At 72.9% G+C, this 16858-nt stretch carries 18 protein-coding genes; 9 read left to right on the top strand and 9 right to left on the bottom strand.

From position 1 onward, the window contains the following. Positions 1-2: 2 nt before the first annotated feature. The 6 genes from ACFC0Z_RS15395 to ACFC0Z_RS15370 all read right to left on the bottom strand — a co-directional run bounded on the left by ACFC0Z_RS15395 (position 3) and on the right by ACFC0Z_RS15370 (position 5304). The gene (locus tag ACFC0Z_RS15395; RefSeq protein ID WP_376437314.1) at positions 3-323 is read right to left on the bottom strand and encodes a hypothetical protein; all 321 of its coding nucleotides are present in this window, start codon (positions 321-323) and stop codon (positions 3-5) included. Positions 324-366: 43 nt separating this feature from the next. Beyond that, positions 367-1830: a hypothetical protein gene (locus ACFC0Z_RS15390; RefSeq protein ID WP_376437311.1), complete on the bottom strand. Its 1464-nt coding sequence runs from the start codon at positions 1828-1830 to the stop codon at positions 367-369. 127 nt (positions 1831-1957) lie between these two features. Next, positions 1958-2365 carry a peptide-methionine (R)-S-oxide reductase MsrB gene (gene msrB, locus ACFC0Z_RS15385; protein WP_376437308.1) on the bottom strand — a complete coding sequence of 136 codons (408 nt, stop codon included), beginning with the start codon at positions 2363-2365 and terminating at the stop codon, positions 1958-1960. Between the two features lie 15 nt (positions 2366-2380). Beyond that, positions 2381-3772 carry a UDP-N-acetylmuramate--L-alanine ligase gene (gene murC / locus ACFC0Z_RS15380; RefSeq protein ID WP_376437305.1) on the bottom strand — a complete coding sequence of 464 codons (1392 nt, stop codon included), beginning with the start codon at positions 3770-3772 and terminating at the stop codon, positions 2381-2383. A 133-nt stretch (positions 3773-3905) separates the two neighbouring features. Continuing rightward, positions 3906-4379: an indole-3-glycerol phosphate synthase gene (locus tag ACFC0Z_RS15375; protein ID WP_376437302.1), complete on the bottom strand. Its 474-nt coding sequence runs from the start codon at positions 4377-4379 to the stop codon at positions 3906-3908. A gap of 106 nt (positions 4380-4485) precedes the next feature. Beyond that, the gene (locus ACFC0Z_RS15370; protein ID WP_376437300.1) at positions 4486-5304 is read right to left on the bottom strand and encodes a pyrimidine reductase family protein; all 819 of its coding nucleotides are present in this window, start codon (positions 5302-5304) and stop codon (positions 4486-4488) included. Between the two features lie 36 nt (positions 5305-5340). Here ACFC0Z_RS15370 and zapE point away from each other — a divergent pair, with 36 nt between their 5' ends. From zapE to ACFC0Z_RS15340, 6 genes are all read left to right on the top strand, one after another. Beyond that, positions 5341-6426 (top strand): cell division protein ZapE, encoded by a 1086-nt coding sequence (zapE, locus tag ACFC0Z_RS15365; protein ID WP_376437297.1) that lies wholly within the window; start codon positions 5341-5343, stop codon positions 6424-6426. Positions 6427-6460: 34 nt separating this feature from the next. Beyond that, positions 6461-6886, top strand: a complete 426-nt coding sequence (locus ACFC0Z_RS15360; RefSeq protein ID WP_376437294.1) for an OsmC family protein — start codon at positions 6461-6463, stop codon at positions 6884-6886. Positions 6887-6988: 102 nt separating this feature from the next. Next, positions 6989-8371: an alkaline phosphatase PhoX gene (locus ACFC0Z_RS15355; protein ID WP_376437291.1), complete on the top strand. Its 1383-nt coding sequence runs from the start codon at positions 6989-6991 to the stop codon at positions 8369-8371. 93 nt (positions 8372-8464) lie between these two features. Further along, a complete protein-coding gene (locus tag ACFC0Z_RS15350) occupies positions 8465-9940 on the top strand; it encodes a nucleobase:cation symporter-2 family protein (protein WP_376437288.1) in 1476 nt (491 codons plus the stop codon). Then, positions 9843-10763: a PPK2 family polyphosphate kinase gene (locus ACFC0Z_RS15345; protein ID WP_376437285.1), complete on the top strand. Its 921-nt coding sequence runs from the start codon at positions 9843-9845 to the stop codon at positions 10761-10763. The genes ACFC0Z_RS15350 and ACFC0Z_RS15345 overlap by 98 nt, the downstream gene beginning before the upstream one ends. A gap of 123 nt (positions 10764-10886) precedes the next feature. Further along, positions 10887-11747 (top strand): polysaccharide deacetylase family protein, encoded by an 861-nt coding sequence (locus ACFC0Z_RS15340; RefSeq protein ID WP_376437984.1) that lies wholly within the window; start codon positions 10887-10889, stop codon positions 11745-11747. On the opposite strand, the gene ACFC0Z_RS15335 is transcribed toward ACFC0Z_RS15340, so the two are convergent. Genes ACFC0Z_RS15335 through ACFC0Z_RS15325 form a run of 3 tightly spaced genes read right to left on the bottom strand, consistent with a single transcriptional unit; the run spans position 11737 to position 13963 of the window. Next, a complete protein-coding gene (locus ACFC0Z_RS15335; protein ID WP_376437283.1) occupies positions 11737-12378 on the bottom strand; it encodes an ABC transporter in 642 nt (213 codons plus the stop codon). The genes ACFC0Z_RS15340 and ACFC0Z_RS15335 overlap by 11 nt on opposite strands. After that, complete coding sequence (locus tag ACFC0Z_RS15330; protein ID WP_376437281.1) at positions 12375-13289, bottom strand: ATP-binding cassette domain-containing protein; 915 nt, start codon at positions 13287-13289, stop codon at positions 12375-12377. Before ACFC0Z_RS15330 ends, ACFC0Z_RS15335 begins: the two co-directional genes overlap by 4 nt. Beyond that, complete coding sequence (locus tag ACFC0Z_RS15325; RefSeq protein WP_376437278.1) at positions 13286-13963, bottom strand: AIM24 family protein; 678 nt, start codon at positions 13961-13963, stop codon at positions 13286-13288. Before ACFC0Z_RS15325 ends, ACFC0Z_RS15330 begins: the two co-directional genes overlap by 4 nt. Positions 13964-14043: 80 nt before the next feature. Between ACFC0Z_RS15325 and ACFC0Z_RS15320 the strand changes: the two genes are divergently transcribed. The 3 genes from ACFC0Z_RS15320 to ACFC0Z_RS15310 all read left to right on the top strand — a co-directional run bounded on the left by ACFC0Z_RS15320 (position 14044) and on the right by ACFC0Z_RS15310 (position 16856). Continuing rightward, positions 14044-14781: a peptidyl-tRNA hydrolase gene (locus ACFC0Z_RS15320; protein WP_376437275.1), complete on the top strand. Its 738-nt coding sequence runs from the start codon at positions 14044-14046 to the stop codon at positions 14779-14781. Between the two features lie 13 nt (positions 14782-14794). Next, positions 14795-15220 (top strand): hypothetical protein, encoded by a 426-nt coding sequence (locus tag ACFC0Z_RS15315; RefSeq protein ID WP_376437272.1) that lies wholly within the window; start codon positions 14795-14797, stop codon positions 15218-15220. A gap of 235 nt (positions 15221-15455) precedes the next feature. Next, the gene (locus tag ACFC0Z_RS15310; protein WP_376437269.1) at positions 15456-16856 is read left to right on the top strand and encodes a DUF692 domain-containing protein; all 1401 of its coding nucleotides are present in this window, start codon (positions 15456-15458) and stop codon (positions 16854-16856) included. Positions 16857-16858 lie beyond the last annotated feature (2 nt).

Raw genomic sequence — 16858 nt, 5'->3', positions numbered from 1 at the left:
ACTCAGCCGATGAAGCGGGTGATCCCTTCGACCAGCGCCAGGCCCCCGCTGCCGACGGCCACATAGGGCTGGATGACGTCGAGTGCGGCGCGGATGCGGCCCCGATCGGGGCCGCGCCCCTCGCGCTGGGCGCTCTCCAGCTCGCCGTGGACGATCACGGCCTGCTCGACGGCCCCCTGGGCGGCCTGCGCCTCGCGGAGCACCCGGACCAGCTGGGCCGCCATCGCGACGGCCCCGGTCGCGTCGGAGCCGTAGTTGTGGACCTGGCCGTTGTCGCCGAAGCTGCTTCCGGAGACCGGGCCGTTGATGTTGAACGTGCTCATGGGTTCCCTCTCTGTCTGGGTCAGGGCCGGGCCGGGGCCGGGGTCAGGGCCGGGGGCTGCCGGGCTGCCCCGGGCCTCCCGGCGGGCCGCCCTGCGGACCGCCGGGGTTGTTGCCCTGCCCGTAGTTGTGGATCGTGCCGCCGTCGCCGAACGTGCTGCCGGAGACCGGGCCGTTGACGTTGTACGTCTGGTTGCTGATGACCTGGACCGCCTGGTCGTACGAGCTCGTGTCCACGTTGTGCGCCTTGAGGAACTTCTCGGTGGCGATGAGGACACCGCCCTGGAGCCGGTAGAGGTAGTCCCGCGAGTCGGCCTTGTCGTTGGCCGTGACCTGCTTCCAGTCGGAGACGCTGTGGCGGATGCTGCCGGTTGCGCCGTAGTCGTAGATCAGCCGCCGGGCGGCGAGTTCCTTGCGCAGCTCGCGGAGGTCGCGCGCCCGCTTGCGGGCGCCCGCGCGGCGGTCGGCGTTGCGCCGCCGCGCGCTCCTCATGGTCTTCCCCCAGGCCTTCAGGCTCGTGCCGAAGAGCCGCCGGCCCCGCTCGAATCCGGGGCCGGGCAGGGTGGCGACCTCGCTGTAGACCGGACTCAGCGGCGGGATCGCGTAGACCAGGACCTCCCAGGAGAGGCTGGGGTGGTAGAGCCGGGCCCGCAGCATCATGGAGACGATCATCCGGCCGCCGTCGCTGATGCGTTCGAGGGTCAGGAAGGTCCGCATCCCGGCGCCGGGGCTGACCACCGCCGAGCGGACGATGTCGGCGCTGATCTGGGCGCGGGGGCGGCCCGGGGGTTCCAGGAGGTCGTCCGCGAGGAGCTGGACGTGGTCCCCGAGCACGTACAGCCGGTTCCTGGCCCGGAGTCCTTCGAGGCCGGCGATGTTCGCCATCTCCTTGGCGACGAAGGTGTGCAGGTCCACCGCGTCGAAGGGCTTGATCGTGAGCTTCCGCCCGGGGTTGGCGGGGTCGTCGGCCGGCCGGGAGACGTCGATCGGCTGCCAGACGACGTCCTTGAGCTGGGAGCCGCTGCCGACGAAGGGGTCGGTCGCGGCGGAGACCGTGTAGGGCACGACGTTGGCCTTGGCGAGGGCCGTCAGCCGGGCCTCCGCGTCCTGCTCGACGGGGTCGGCGAGGCTCTCGGCGGGCCGGTCGCCCCAGTACACGTCCTGGGCGGCGCGCCAGGAGCCGGAGAAGGCCGCCCGGACGATCCAGAAGGCGGCGACGGCGGAGCCGACGACGAGGGCGACCGCCAGGGTCAGGAGGAGGTCGTTGCCGCTGACCACGCCCCACACGAGGACGGCCCAGCCCGCCCAGAAGGCGAGGTTGAGGGGCGAGAGGAGCCGGTCGCGCCGCTCGGAGCGGCGGACCGCCTGCCGCGCGTGGCGGGCGAGGGCGACCAGATGGATGCCGAGCGGCAGCCCGAGGGCCGCCATCCGGTCGGCGGTGAGCTCGACGTCCACGTCGTGGGCGAAGCCCTCGTCGAGGTGGACGTGAGCGCACAACTGCCGCGTCACCGAGTCCTGACGGTACGTCGGCAGCGAAGGTAACGATCTACGAGCCATGCGGTCTCCCCCTGTGCGTCACCGCACACCCTAGGGAAGACCGCCGCCCCGCGTCAGCCCTCTTCGGCAGGCCTCTTCGTCAGCCCTCTTCCGGCTCCAGGCGGAGCGAGATGGAGTTGATGCAGTACCGCTGGTCCGTCGGGGTCGGGTAGCCCTCGCCCTCGAAGACGTGGCCGAGGTGCGAGCCGCAGCGGGAGCAGCGGACCTCGGTGCGGACCATTCCGTGGGAGCGGTCCTCGATCAGCTCGACGGCGGAGCTGTCCTTCGGGTCGTAGAAGGACGGCCAGCCGCAGTGCGACTCGAACTTCTCGTTCGAGGTGAAGAGCTCGGTGCCGCAGGCACGGCAGGAGTAGACGCCCTTCGTCTTCGTGTCCGTGTACTCACCCCGGAAGGCGGGCTCGGTACCGGCCTGGCGCAGTACCTGGTACTCCGCCGGGCTCAGCTCGGCGCGCCACTGCTCGTCCGGCTTCTCGACCTCGTACGCCATCGTCTCTCCACTCCCTCAGCTCGACAGGCGGGCGAGGATCTTCGGACCGAGGTCCGTGACGTCACCCGCGCCCATGGTCAGAACGAGATCGCCGGGGCCGGCCATTCCCGCGATGACGTCCGGCACGGACTCCTTGTCGTGGACGGCCGTGACGACGGCTCCCGCGCGCTCGGCGGCGGCGATGATCAGCTCGCTGGTGATGCCGGGGATCGGGTCCTCGCGCGCCGGGTAGATGTCGAGGACGACCGAGGCGTCGGCGAGCGCGAGGGCGTCGCCCATCTCCTTGCCGAGCTCCTGGGTGCGGGAGAACAGGTGGGGCTGGAAGACGACGAGGAGGCGGGAGGCTCCGGCGGCGCCGCGCATGGCCTCCAGGTCGGCGGTCATCTCGGTCGGGTGGTGCGCGTACGAGTCGATGACCTGCACGCCCTTCGCCTCGCCCTTGAGCTGGAGGCGGCGGCCGACGCCGGTGTAGGCGGTGAGGGCCTGGGCGAGCTCGGCCGGGTCGATGCCGACGCGGGCACCGGCGGCGAGGGCCGCGGCGGCGTTGTGCGCGTAGTGGCGGCCCGGGACGGAGACGGTGAAGGTGTGCTCGACGCCGTCGAGGGCGACGGTCACCTCGCTCTTCATGCCGTTCGGGACGATCTTGAGGATGCGGGCGTCGGAGTCCTCGGACTCGCCGACGGTGACGATCTCCAGGCCCTCGCGGTCCGCGACGCGGCGGGCGAGCTCGCGGGCGCCGGCGTGCTCGCCGACGACGAGGGTGCCGCCGGGGCGGATCTTGGCGGTGAAGGCCTCGAAGGACTCGTAGATCTCGTCCATGGAGGCGTAGTTCGCGTGGTGGTCCAGCTCGACGTTGAGGACGATCGCGACCTCGGGGTCGTACTTCTGGAAGCTGCGGTCGCTCTCGTCGGCCTCGGCGACGAAGACGTCACCGGCGCCGTGGAGCGCGTTGGTGCCGGGGCCCGCGAGGTCGCCGCCGATGGCGTACGAGGGGTCGAGGCCGAGCTCGGTGAGGGCGACGGCCAGCATCGAGGTGGTGGTCGTCTTGCCGTGCGTACCGGCGACGGCGATGGCGCGCAGGCCGTCCATGAGAGAGGCGAGGGCGTCGGAGCGGTGGACGACCGGGATGCCGAGCTCGGCGGCGCGGGCCAGCTCGGGGTTGTCGGCGCGGATGGCGCTGGAGACGACGACGGCGGAGGCGTCGTCGGCGAGGTGCTCGGCGGCGTGGCCGATGTGCACGGTGGCGCCGAGGGCGCGCAGGGACTCGGCGGTCGGGGACTCCTTGGCGTCGCTGCCCGCGACCTTCGCTCCGCGCTGGGCGAGGATCTTCGCGATGCCCGACATTCCGGCACCGCCGATGCCGATGAAGTGCGGGCGTTCCATGGCGGCAGGGATGGCGGGTGCCATGTGGATCTCTCCCCGGGGTGGTGACGGTCGGACACCCCAGCCTAGTGGCTCGGGCCGGCCGGCCCCGAAGGAGCACGGCCGTGTCCGCACCCCCTGCACGGGATGCGGACACGGCCCGCTCGTCACTCCCGGGTCACTCCTCGCTGTGCGCGAAGAGCTTCAGGACGGGCACGCCGACCTTGTGGCGGGCCCGGGAGGCCCAGTCACGGTGGAAGAACTCCTCCACGTAGTGCGGAGCGGTCAGGACGATCACCTCGTCCGCCTCCGCCTCCTCGACCACCGCCTTCATCTTGGTGAGCGGGTGGTCCTCCACGACCTGGCCGACCGCCTCGCAGCCGGCGTTCCTCAGGGCCTGGAGCGAGTGCTCCAGGGCCTGCTCCGCGGGGACCCGGGCGGCCTTGCCCTCCGGTTCGTCCCCCTCGCGCGCGGCTTCCTTCAGTTCGCCCATGGCGACGTCGTCGATGGCACGCAACAGCACATCGGCCTGGTCACCACGCGGCTGCATAAGGACGATGAAGGACACGCCCTCGTCGCCGTGCAGCGTGGTGACGAACTCCACGTCGACGGACGTCAGGGGCTTCTCGATCATCAGAACGCTTGTGAACACCTCAGGAGCCCTTCTGCGGAAACCATCCTTCCCCGTGCTCGCACGGGGTCTGCGACAGTAAGTGTGCCCAGCGGACGGAAAGCGGAACGACAAATTCCGCTGATTGTCAGATCCGACGGTAGCGGGTGAAGAGGAAGCCGTCCTGCTCCAGCACGGAAGCCACCGTGAAGCGTGTCGGGACGGCCACCGACGGGCCCCCGGCGATCCGCTGGGCGTCGCCCGCCGTCATCGTCGGCGAGATCGTCAGGCACAGCTCGTCCAGGGCCTCCGCCGCCACGAACTGACCGAGCAGCCGGGGACCGCCCTCCGTCAGCTGGCGGCGCAGCCCGCGCCCCGCGAGGAGCGCCTTGGCCCGGGCCGGGTCGACCCCGGCCCCCTCGCCCGCGAAGACCACCTCGACCCCCGCGTCCCTGGCCGCCTGGACGCGCGCGGCGGGGGCCCCGGCCCCGGTGAGCACCAGGGTCGGCACCAGCGGCTCCTGGTAGAGCGGCAGCGCGAAGTCCAGGTCGAGCGAGGCGGTGACCACCGCGATCACGGGTGCGGGCGCCTGCCCGGCCGCGGCCCGGCGGGCGGCGAAGGCCTCCCGCGCCCTGGCGGGGCGGTACCCCTCCAGGCGTACGGTCTCCGCGCCCACCACGACCACGTCAGCGAGGCCGCGCAGGGTGCCGAAGATCCGCATGTCGGCGTCGGAGGAGAGCGGCTGGGAGCGGCCGTCATGCTGGCCGGCGCCGTCGAGCGAGGAGACCATGTTGGCGCGCAGCCACGGAGTGTCGCCCTCCGGATACCCGTAGGCATCGGCGAGGGCGTCGAGGGACCACTCCTCGTTCCCGGGGTTCCCGGGTACGGCCCCGGTGTTCCCGGGTACGGCCCCGGTGGCGGCGGTCTCGGGGGCTGTCATGTCCGTCACAGGGAGCAGGCGTCGCATCCCCGCAGTCTGACATGGCGCTTACAGTGGATAACTGTGTCGACCCGTGCCCTCACCGAAGCGGCCGCCCTCGCGGCGGCCCCGCTCTCGCTCTGCTCCCGAGAGCCCCACGTCCCCGCCGACCGGCTCGTCGCGGAGATGGTGCCGCCGCCGCGCTTCGGCTCCGTGCGCTTCGACACGTACCTCCCGGACCCGAACCAGCCCAGCCAGCCGGCCGCGGTCAAGACCCTGAGCTCCTTCGCCGAGGGCCTCGGCGGCGCGCACGCCTCCGGCTCCGGCAAGCGCCGCTGGTTCGCCAAGAAGCCCGCCGCCCCGACCGGCCCCCGTGGCGTCTACCTGGACGGCGGATACGGCGTCGGCAAGACCCACCTGCTCGCCTCGCTGTGGCACGCGACCCCCGCCGAGCCCGCGCTGAAAGCTTTCGGCACCTTCGTCGAGCTGACCAACCTCGTCGGCGCGCTCGGCTTCCAGCAGACGGTCGCGACCCTCAGCGGACACCGTCTCCTCTGCATCGACGAGTTCGAGCTCGACGACCCGGGCGACACCGTCCTCGTCTCCAGCCTGCTCTCCAAGCTCGTCGAGGCCGGCGTGGCGCTCGCCGCCACCTCCAACACGCTCCCCGGCAAGCTCGGCGAGGGCCGCTTCGCCGCCGCCGACTTCCTCCGCGAGATCCAGGGCCTCTCCGCCCACTTCATGCCGCTGCGGATCGACGGCGAGGACTACCGCCACCGCGGCCTGCCGGAGGCCCCGGCCCCGTACACCGACCAGGTCGTCACGGAGACGGCGTACGCCACGCCCGGCGCCTCCCTCGACGACTTCCCGCACCTGCTCGACCACCTGGCCAAGGTGCACCCGAGCCGGTACGGCGCGCTCACCGACGACCTCAGCGCCGTCTGCCTCACCGACGTGCAGCCCGTCCCGGACCAGTCGACGGCCCTGCGGCTCGTCGTCCTCGCCGACCGGCTCTACGACCGCGAGATACCCGTGCTCGCCTCCGGCATGCCCTTCGACAAGCTGTTCAGCGACGAGATGCTGAACGGCGGCTACCGCAAGAAGTACTTCCGGGCGATCTCCCGGCTCACCGCGCTCGCACGCGACGCGAAGGGGCTGGTCGCGCAGTAGCTTGGGGGCCGTACCCGATGCGAAAGGGATTCACATGGCCACCGTGCGTCACGCCCACACCGTCTGGCAGGGCGACCTCCTCAAGGGCTCCGGCGTCGTCACGCTCGACTCCTCCGGTCTCGGCTCCTACGAGGTCTCCTGGCCGGCCCGCACCGAGGAGCCGAACGGCAAGACGAGCCCCGAGGAGCTCATCGCCGCCGCGCACTCCTCCTGCTTCTCGATGGCCTTCTCCAACGGCCTCGCGAAGGCCGGCCACGCGCCGGCCCGCCTGGAGACCAAGGCGGACGTCACCTTCCAGCCGGGCCAGGGCATCACGGGCATCCACCTGACCGTGACCGGCGAGGTCCCGGGCCTGGAGGCGGACCGCTTCCAGGAGCTGGCCGAGGACGCGAAGAAGAACTGCCCGGTCAGCCAGGCGCTGACGGGCACGACGATCACGCTGACGGCATCGCTCGCCTGACCGTCCATCAGATACCGTTGTGGCCCGCGGGGTTACCCGCGGGCCACACGTCACAGCTGTCACACCTGCTCTGTCCGCCAACAGGAAGTGGGTAGTTGCCGCATGTCCGCGACACGACGTCAGATCCTCTCCCGCACCGGCGCGTCCGCCGTCGGGATCGCCTTCACCGGCGCCCTCTCCGAACTCTTCGCCGGCGGCACGGCCACGGCCGCCGCGCCCCGGGGCGGCTACGGCCCCCTGATCCCCGACCCCGACGGCCTCCTCGACCTCCCCGAGGGCTTCCGCTACCGGGTCCTCTCCCGGCAGGGCGACCCGCTCCGCTCCGGCGAGGGGCTCGTCCCCAGCAACCACGACGGCATGGGCGCCTTCGCCGGCCGCCGCGGGCGCGTGCACCTCGTCCGCAACCACGAGAACCGCGTCACCGGGAAGATCGGCGTGCCGACCGTCCCCGGCCTGACCTACGACCCCGCCGCCAAGGGCGGCTGCACGGTCCTCGAACTCGACGGACGGAACAACGTCCTCGGCGAGCGCGTCGGCATCGCGGGCACCGCCGTCAACTGCGCGGGCGGGCCCACCCCCTGGAACACCTGGCTCACCTGCGAGGAGACCGAGGACCGCGCCGGGACCAACGGCTACACCAAGGACCACGGCTTCGTCTTCGAGGTCGACGGCGCCGACCCGCACCGCAGCGGCGCCGTCCCGCTCACCGCGATGGGCCGCTTCCAGCACGAGGCCGTCGCCGTCGACCCGACGAGCGGGATCGTGTACGAGACCGAGGACGCGTTCCTCCAGCCCTTCGGGCTCTTCTACCGCTTCCTGCCCGAGAAGCCGCTGGGCGGCCCGGGTTCGCTCCGCGCGGGCGGCTCCCTGGAGGCCATGCGGGTGCCCGGCGTCCCCGACCTCTCCGTCGTCCAGGAGCCGGGCACCCGCTTCGAGGGCGTCGAGTGGGTCCCCGTACCGGACCCCCTGGCCGCCGAAACCCCCATCCGCCTCCAGGACTTCGGCCCGAAGGGCATCACGCACGCCCAGAAGCTGGAGGGCTGTTACTGGGGCGGGCGGGCCGCAGGGGCCGGAGGCGCGGTCTACTTCGTCTCCTCCTTCGCCCGCGCCAAGGACGGCTCCGGAGCCACCCACTTCGGCCAGGTCTGGAAGTACGAGCCCCGCAGGCGCCGCCTCACCCTCGTCGTCGTCTTCGGCCCGGAGACGGACATCCGGCTCCCCGGCGAGTCACCCGACAACATCTGCCTCGCGCCGGGCGGCGGCCTGATGGTGTGCGAGGACGGGGACGGGGCCCAGCACGTCTTCGGGGTGAGCAGGGACGGCGAGGTGTACGCGGTCGCGCGCGGCGCGCACAACATCGGGACGCCGGAGGCCCCGGAGTGGGGCGAGTTCGCGGGCGTCACGTTCTCGCCGGACGGCTCCACGATGTACGTGAACTGCTACACGCCGGGGACGACGTTCGCGGTGACGGGTCCATGGTGCTGAGCTGAGGCCGCCCCGGGCGGCCGCGCCTCTCGTGTAACACACACGTAGCGCGGCCGCCCCACACCCTCAACGAACACTTGCGTGAATGCGCGCATGACCCTTCAGCCTGCTCATCCGGTCGACCAGCGGCCCGCGTTCGGGCGGCTCGCCGCCCTCGGCACGCAGCACGTCCTCATCATGTACACCGGCTGCGTCACCGTGCCGCTGGTCTTCGGCGCCGCCGCCGGCCTCGATCCGGCCGCGACAGCCCTGCTCATCAACGCCGACCTGCTGATCGCCGGGCTCGTCACCCTGGTCCAGAGCCTCGGTATCGGCCGGATCCTCGGCGTCCGGCTGCCGATCGTCACCGGCGCGACCTTCGCGGGCGTGACCCCGATGATCCTCGTCGAGCAGGAGTACGGCATGCAGGCCGTCTACGGCTCGATGCTGGCGGCCGGGCTCTTCGGACTCCTGGTGGCGGTGCCGTTCGCCCGGCTCGTACGGTTCTTCCCGCCGCTCGTCAGCGGCACCGTCATCACCGTCGTCGGCCTCTCCCTCATCGGGGTCGCGGGCGGGCTGATCACCGGCAACGACCCGAAGGCCCCCGACCACGCCTCCGGCGAACGCCTCGCGCTCGCGGCGGGCGTCCTGCTCTTCGTCGTTCTCTTCACCCGCTTCGCCCGCGGCTTCCTCGGCCAGGTGGGCATCCTGCTCGCCCTGGTGCTCGGCACCCTGGCCGCCGTGCCTCTCGGGCTCACGGACTTCTCCCGGGTCTCCGGCACCGACTGGGTGGGCCTCGCGGCCCCGTTCCACTTCGGGGCGCCGCAGTTCCCGCCGACCGCCGTGATCGCGATGTGCGTGGTGATGCTGGTGATCTTCACCGAGTCGACGGCCTCCATGCTCGCGGTCGGCGAGGCCACCGGCCGCCCGGTCACGGACAAGGACCTGGCGCGCGGCCTGGCGGCGGACGGGCTCTCCGGAGTCCTCGGCGGCGCGATGAACTCCTTCATGGACACCGTCTTCACCCAGAACGTCGGCCTCGTCGGCATCACGAAGGTCGCCAGCCGGTACGTCACGGCCGCCGCCGGCGGCATCCTCGTCGTCCTCGGCCTCCTGCCCCGGCTCGGCGCCGTCGTCGCCGCGCTGCCGGGCCCGGTCGTCGGCGCGGCGGGCCTGGTCCTGTTCGCGACCGTCACCATGGTCGGCGTGAACACCCTGCGCCGGGTCGACCTGGACCGGGGCCACAACCTGACGATCGCGGCGGTCGCCCTCGGCGTCGGCCTGCTGCCGGAGGTCGCCGACGGCATCTACGACGGCTTCCCCGCCTGGTCCCGGATCATCCTGGGCAGCGGCATCACGAGCGCCGCCCTCGCCGCCTTCCTCCTGAACCTCCTCTTCCACCACACGGGCGCGCGTGCGGGTGCGGGTGCGGGTGCCAGGGTTCCGTCGCAGGATCGGGAGAGGACGAGCGCCACGGCGGAAGGGGCACGAAGTGCCGAAGAAGGAAGAGAAGAAGAGGGACGAGAGGAAGAAGGACGGGAAGAAGGACGGCAGGAGGAAGCGGAACGCTCCGGAACCCGCACTGCGTGACGTCCTGAGGATTCCCGAGGGCGAGCGCCTCGACCTCACCTCGTACGACGCCAAGGCGATCCCCGCCGGTCCGGCCGACAAGGCCTCCGGTCTGGCCGCCACCGCCGCCCTCGCCCCGCGCCTCGCCGACCTCCAGGAACGCCTGTACGCGTCGAGCACCGCCGGCGACCGCCGGCGGCTGCTCCTCGTCCTCCAGGGCATGGACACCAGCGGCAAGGGCGGCACGGTCAAGCACGTCATCGGCCTCTTCAACCCGTCCGGCTGCCGCATCCGCGCCTTCAAGGCGCCGACCCCGGAGGAGCAGAACCACCCCTTCCTCTGGCGGATCATGAAGGCGCTCCCCCAGCCGGGCGAGATCGGCATCTTCGACCGCTCGCACTACGAGGACGTCCTCATCGCCCGCGTGCGCGAGCTGGTCCCCCGCTCGCAGCTGGGCCGCCGCTACAGCCAGATCATCCGCTTCGAGAAGTCCCTCGCCGACGAGGGGGTGACGGTGGTGAAGGTCTTCCTGCACCTCTCGTACGAGGAGCAGCGCAACCGGCTGCTCGAACGTCTGGACAACCCGGAGAAGCACTGGAAGTTCAACCCGGGCGACATCGAGGAGCGCGCGGTGTGGCCGGCGTACCAGGAGGCGTACGAGATCGCCCTGGAGCGCTGCTCGACGGAGGAGGCCCCCTGGTACCTGGTCCCCGCGGACCGGAAGTGGTACCGGAACTGGGCGGTCAGCAAGCTGCTCCTCGAACATCTTGAGGCGCTGGACCCGAAGTATCCGGCGGGTGACTTCGACGTGGCCGAGTGCCGGAGGCGGCTGCTCGACACCTGAGCGGTACGTGGCGGGCCGTACCGATCCGCTACTCGTAGGAACCCACCGGCGTCCCACCGCCCCCCGCGTCCCGGACGGATGTCGATCGGTTAGCTTCCGATCGTGAACATTCCTGTACGAAGGATGGCGGCGCTCGGCCTCCTCGGCGCCGTTCTGGCCGGTTGCGGTGGCGGCGGTGCTCCCGAGAAGCCGGCGCCCGCCACCCGTACCCCCGGCGCGAGCGCGAGCGCCAGCGCCCCCGCGCCCGGCCCCAAGGCCGACCCCGCCCGGCGCACGCCGACCGCCCCGCCCACCCTCGCCCCGGGGCCCGACGGGCTGACCCCCGTCTACAGCCGTCGCGCGCGGAAGGGCGGCGAGAAGGTCGTCGCGCTCACCTTCGACGCGGACATGACCGCCGATCAGGGGCCCAGGGCCGCGCGCGGCGAGCGGTTCGACAACCCGCGGCTCGTCGACACCCTCCGCCGGCTCAAGGTCGACGCCACCGTCTTCATGACGGGCCGCTGGGCGGAGGAGTACCCCGACCAGGCGAAGTCCCTCGGCAACGACCCCCGCTTCGAGATCGCCAACCACTCCTACAGCCACTACGCCTTCGCGTCCCCCTGCTACGGCCTCCCGACCGTCGCGGGCCCCGACATGGCGGCCGACGTGCAGCGCGCCTTCGACGCCTTCCGGGACGCCGGGGCCGTCAACGTCGTCCCGTACTTCCGCTTCCCCGGCGGCTGCTACGACGACGCCGCCCTCCGCGCGCTCGCGCCCCTCGGTGTGACGGCGGTGCAGTGGGACGTGGTCAGCGGCGACGCCTTCGCCAAGGACGGGGACGCCGTCGCCGAGCAGGTGCTCGATGGGGTGAAGCCGGGTTCGCTCGTCGTCATGCACTGCACGCGCAGCGCCGCCCCCGTCACCGAGCAGGCGATCCGCCGGATCGTCCCCGAGCTCCGGGCACGCGGCTACCGCTTCGTGAAGGTCTCGGAGCTCATGCGCTGAGCCGGCTCCCCGTCGCCCGGCAGGAGACCGCCGCCGTCGCCCCGGCGAGGAGCACCGCGCCGACCGCCGCCGTCCACGACGGCGGCGCCCCGGTGACCACGGCCGTCAGGGCGTGCTTCGCCGGGGACCCGGTGGTCACGAGGGCGAGGAGCGAGCCGAGGACCAGGGCCAGGACCGACCAGCCGGGGGCCACGACGAACGGGCGGCTCGCCAGGGCGCCGACCGCCGCGCCCGTCAGGACGCAGCTCGCCGTCACCAGGAACCCGGTCGCCAGGGCCGTGGGCGCGCCGGCCTCGCGCCGGTCGCCCAGCGCGGTCACGCCGAGGACGGCGGCCGTGCCGAGGAGACCCGGCAGGGCGGTGCCGGTGAGGAGCGCGGCGAGGTGGGCGCGGGCACGGCCGGCCGCCGCCGCGACGACGTTCCGGGCGGCGGGCGGTTCCTGGGTGAGGCAGATCCGTACGGACCAGGCCGCCACCGGCAGGAGCCCGGCCGCCGCGAAGCCGAGCGCGCCGAGCACGGGCTCGCCCGGGCGGACGCCGACGGCGAGGAAGGCCGCGTAGAGGAGGACCGGGGGCAGCCAGCGCTGGGAGCGGAGGAGCAGGCCCGCGTGGTACCCGAGCAGCGCCATCATGCCCGTACCGCCTCCTCCGTACGGAGTTGGCGGATGTGCCAGAACGCGGCGAGAAGCGTTTCGAGCAGGGCGTCGGAGTGGGCCTCGTGCACGGTGAAGACCAGGGTGTCGGGGGCCGGGGAGGGCTCGATGAGGGGCTGCCCGGGGAGGAGGACCGCCTCCGGGAGGGGCTCGCCGCCGGAGGCGGTGATACGGACCAGGGGCGCGCGGAGCGGCGCCCCGGAAGACGCCCGCGCCTCCTCCCGTACGGCTCCCGCCGCCTCCTCCCGTACCGCTCCTGCTTCCTCCCGTACCGCCTCCGGCACCACCCGTACCGCTCCCGCCTCCACCGCGTACACCGCGTCCGCCTCCCCCGCGAGGCGGCGCGGGTCGTGGTCGACGAAGAGGACCGTCCCGCCGTCGGCGACCCGTTCGCGGACCGCGCGGTCGAGTTCGGCGCGGGCGCCGGTGTCGAGGCCGGTCCAGGCCTCGTCGAGGACCAGGAGATCGGGCGCGGCCAGCAGGGCCTGGGCGACGGCGACCTTCTGGCCGGTGCCCTTGGAGAGGTCGGCGAGCGGGGTACGGGCGTACGCGGCGGCGCCGAACCGTTCCAGCCACTCCCCCGCGCGCGCACGCGCCGCCGCCCCGCCGAGCCCCTGGATCCGGCCGAGGTGGACCAGGTAGTCGACGGCCGTGAAGGGCAGGGCGGCGGGGAAGCGCTCGGGGACGTAGGCGGTGCGGGGCGGGCGGCCGGTGATCCGGCCCTCGGTCGGCGCGTCGATGCCCGCGAGAAGCCGGAGCAGCGTCGACTTCCCCGTGCCGTTGCCGCCGACGCAGCGGACGAGGGCGGCGGCGGGCAGGGCGAGGTCGACCCCGCGCAGGACCCACGGCCCGCGCGGCCCGTACCGCCGCCCCACCCGCTCGGCCCTCACGAGGACGTGTTCTTCTGCGGGGTGAGCTCGCTGGGACGGACGACGACGAAGCCCTGGCCCTCCAGCCTGAGCTGGACCGCCTCGCCCGAGCCGCCCCGGAGCATCGAGCCGAGGGACTGCGAGCGGTGCAGCGAGGTGGCCAGCTGCTCGCTCCAGCCGACGACGGCGTCGGTGTCGACGCAGACGGGCGCCCCGGGGGTGACGGGAATGACGATCGGGCTGCCCTCGCACATCAGGGCGACCTTGCCGTGGCCGGTGAAGACGGAGTTGAAGAGACCGCCGCCGGTCATCCCGGCGCCCTTCACCGTATGGATCTCGTAGTGGAGGGTGGGGTCGAAGCAGAGGACGTTGCGGCCGTTGACGGAGAAGGCGTCGCCCGGCTCGACCTCGATGATGAAGCAGTTCTGCGCCTCGTGCGCGAACCACGCCTCGCCCTGGCCGCGCACGGTCATGAGCGCCAGGCCCTCACCGGTGACCGCCCGCTTGAGCATGCCGCCGATGCCCTGGCTCTTGCGCTCGAAACGGAGATCGCCGCGGAAGGCGATCATCGATCCCTGGCGGGCGAACATCTCCCCGTTGACCGTGTACTTGACGGACTTCGCGTTCTGCAGGGTCATGCCGGGGAAGTCGGCCACCTCGGCGAGGTGTTCGCCGGCGAAAAGATCACTCTTCATGGGCAGCATCCTGACCTGCGGACCTCTGATCCCACAACAGCCCTCCGGGACGGCGGTGACCACGGTGGCAGACTTGCCGGGTGAGCAGTGACAGCAGCAACGACACCGACCCCACCGTCAGCGACGCCCGCGACGAGAAGCCGCAGTTCGTCCTCCCCCTGGTCGTCCGCATCGAGCGCGACGCGCCCCCGGCCCGTACCGACGCCCTGGAGACCGCCGCCCTCGCCGTGATGGCGATCCTCACCGACGAGCGCTCGCTCGGCGAGGGCGAGTGGGCGCGGGCCATGACCGACTGGGAGGACGCCCGGATCCGCAAGGTCGTGCGCCGGGCGCGCGGCGCGGAGTGGCGGAAGGCCGGGGCGCTCCCGGGGATCACCGTGACCGGCGAGACGGCGGAGGTACGGGTCTTCCCGCCGGTGCCGCTCGACGGCTGGCCCAAGGAACTGGCCAAGCTCCAGGTCTCGGGCACCGACCTCGACGACCCGGCCGAGCCCGGTCCCGTACCGGACGGGGCCGTGACGCTCTGGATCAACCCGGGCGTCGACATGTCGGCCGGCAAGACGATGGCCCAGGCCGGGCACGGAGCCCAGCTGCTCTGGTGGGCGATGCCGGACGCGGACCGCAAGGCCTGGCAGGAGGCGGGCTTCCCGCTCGCCGTCCGCACGGCGACGCCGGACCACTGGGCCACGCTGGCGGCGGACGACAGCGGCCTCCCGGTCGTCCGGGACGCGGGCTTCACGGAGATCGCGCCGGGCAAGACGGTCGTCTCCGAGGGCAGCGAACTCTTCGCTTCCCACCTGCGGTTGGCGCGGCCGTAGGACACTCGGGGGCATGAGGTATCACTTAGGCGGCAGACGCGGCGGTCGGCGCGCGGGCGATGTCGTGGGCTTGCTCCTCTTCTTCCTCCTGGCGGGGGTCGACGCGCTCGTCCGGCTCCCCGCCCGGGTGCGGGCCCGCGTGCTCTCCCGATCGGCCGAGGCCCGGCGCAAGCGGAAGCTCGCGGAGCGCGAACTGCGGGCACTGGCCGACGAGTTCGTCAGGGAGTCCCCCTGGGGGCCGCCCGTGCGGACGAAGCTCGTCGACCGGTGCTCCGCGGGCGGGGGCCGGAACTTCTTCGACCAGCACCGGGCGCCGCGACCGGTCCTGACCTGCACGATGCGACTCGACCTGCACTTCCTCGTCGACGGACGGAGGAGGGTCGGGTGGACCCACGCCGTGGACTACCACAAGGTGTGGGGGAAGGGGCGGCGGGGATGAGCGTCAGGGGTCACCCTGCGCCGCTCGGCCCTCCCCCCGTCCCTCACGGCACCGTCCCGCCCCCGCGGCCCCCTCGCCCCCGCGCTCCCCGCCCTGACCTGCTGAAGCCCTGCTTCCGGCCCCTCACCCGGCAGAAACCTCAAATGTTGCTCTGAACGTCCCCCTTCCTGGATTCGAACGTCTGCCTCCGGGTCATCACCCGGGTGACCGAGGATCGAACAAGGGGGACGGGTACATGGGGGACAGGACGGAGCTCGGCGTCGGCATCGGCTGGCGTCCCGAGATCGCGGAGGCGGTCGAGGCGCTGCCCGGGGTCGACTGGGTCGAGGTGGTCGCGGAGAACATCTGCGCCGGCCACCTGCCCGACTCGCTGACCCGGCTGCGCGAGCGCGGCGTGACGGTCGTTCCGCACGGCGTCTCGCTGGGGCTCGGCGGGGCCGACCGGCCGGACCCGGCGCGGCTCGCCGCGCTCGGCGAGAAGGCCATCGCGCTCGGGGCGCCGCTCGTCACCGAGCACATCGCGTTCGTGCGGGCCGGGGGGCCGCTCACCGCCTCGCCGCAGCTGGAGGCCGGGCACCTGCTGCCCGTGCCCCGGACCAGGGACGCGCTCGACGTGCTCTGCGAGAACGTGCGGATCGCGCAGGACGCGCTGCCCGTGCCGCTCGCCCTGGAGAACATCGCCGCGCTCATCGCCTGGCCGGGCGAGGAGATGACGGAGGGGCAGTTCCTGGCGGAGCTGGTGGAGCGTACGGGGGTACGGCTCCTCGTCGACGTCGCCAACCTGCACACGAACCACGTCAACCGGGGCGAGGACCCCGCGAGGGCCCTGGCCGAGCTGCCGGTGGAGGCCATCGCGTACGTCCACGTCGCCGGCGGTGTCGAGCGCGACGGCGTCTGGCACGACACCCACGCCCACCCCGTGCCGCGCGCGGTCCTCGACGTCCTCGCGGACCTCTCGGCGCGGGTCTCGCCTCCCGGGGTGCTCCTCGAACGGGACGACGACTTCCCGTCCGCCGACGAGCTGGCGGACGAGCTGGAGACGATCCGGGAGACGGTGATCAGGGAAGGCCTGATCCAGGAGAGCCTGCGGACGATCCGGGAGCCCGTGGAGCCTCCGCTGCTCATCGGCGCCGGGGCGCGGGTGTCGGGCGGGGCGATGCCGGTTCCGGCCCCTGCCCCGCCCCTACCCCTGCCCTCCGAGCCGGCCGAGGCTCCCGTCGCCACCGACGACGCCCGGCAGCGGCTCGGCCTCGCGCAGGCCGCCCTGCTCTCCGCGCTCGTCGCGGGCACCCCCGCGCCCGAGGGCTTCGACAGCCGGCGGCTCGGTGTGCAGAGCCGGGCGCTGGCCGCCAAGCGGGCCGGTGTCGTCGCCAAGGTCGCGCCGGAGCTGCCGGAGATCCTCGGTACGGGTTTCCGGCCGGCGTTCCTCTCGTACGCGAGGACCCGTCCCATGACCGGCGGCTACCGCCGGGACGCGCTCGACTTCGCCGAGCACCTGCTGCTCGCCGACCGCCCCGATGACCCGGCGGCCCGGCGGCGGCTCACCGAGTGGTGGCAGGACCGTTCCGGCAGCCGCCCGCCCGGCCGCGCCACCCGTCTGGTGCGGGCCGCCCGTCACGCCCTCGTACGGAGATGACC

It is taken from the genome of Streptomyces sp. NPDC056144 (genome assembly GCF_042264145.1).
Classification (GTDB): Bacteria; Actinomycetota; Actinomycetes; order Streptomycetales; family Streptomycetaceae; genus Streptomyces.
The sequence above is the reverse complement of the archived record's forward strand: the minus strand, read 5'-3'. Positions and strand labels throughout refer to the sequence as shown.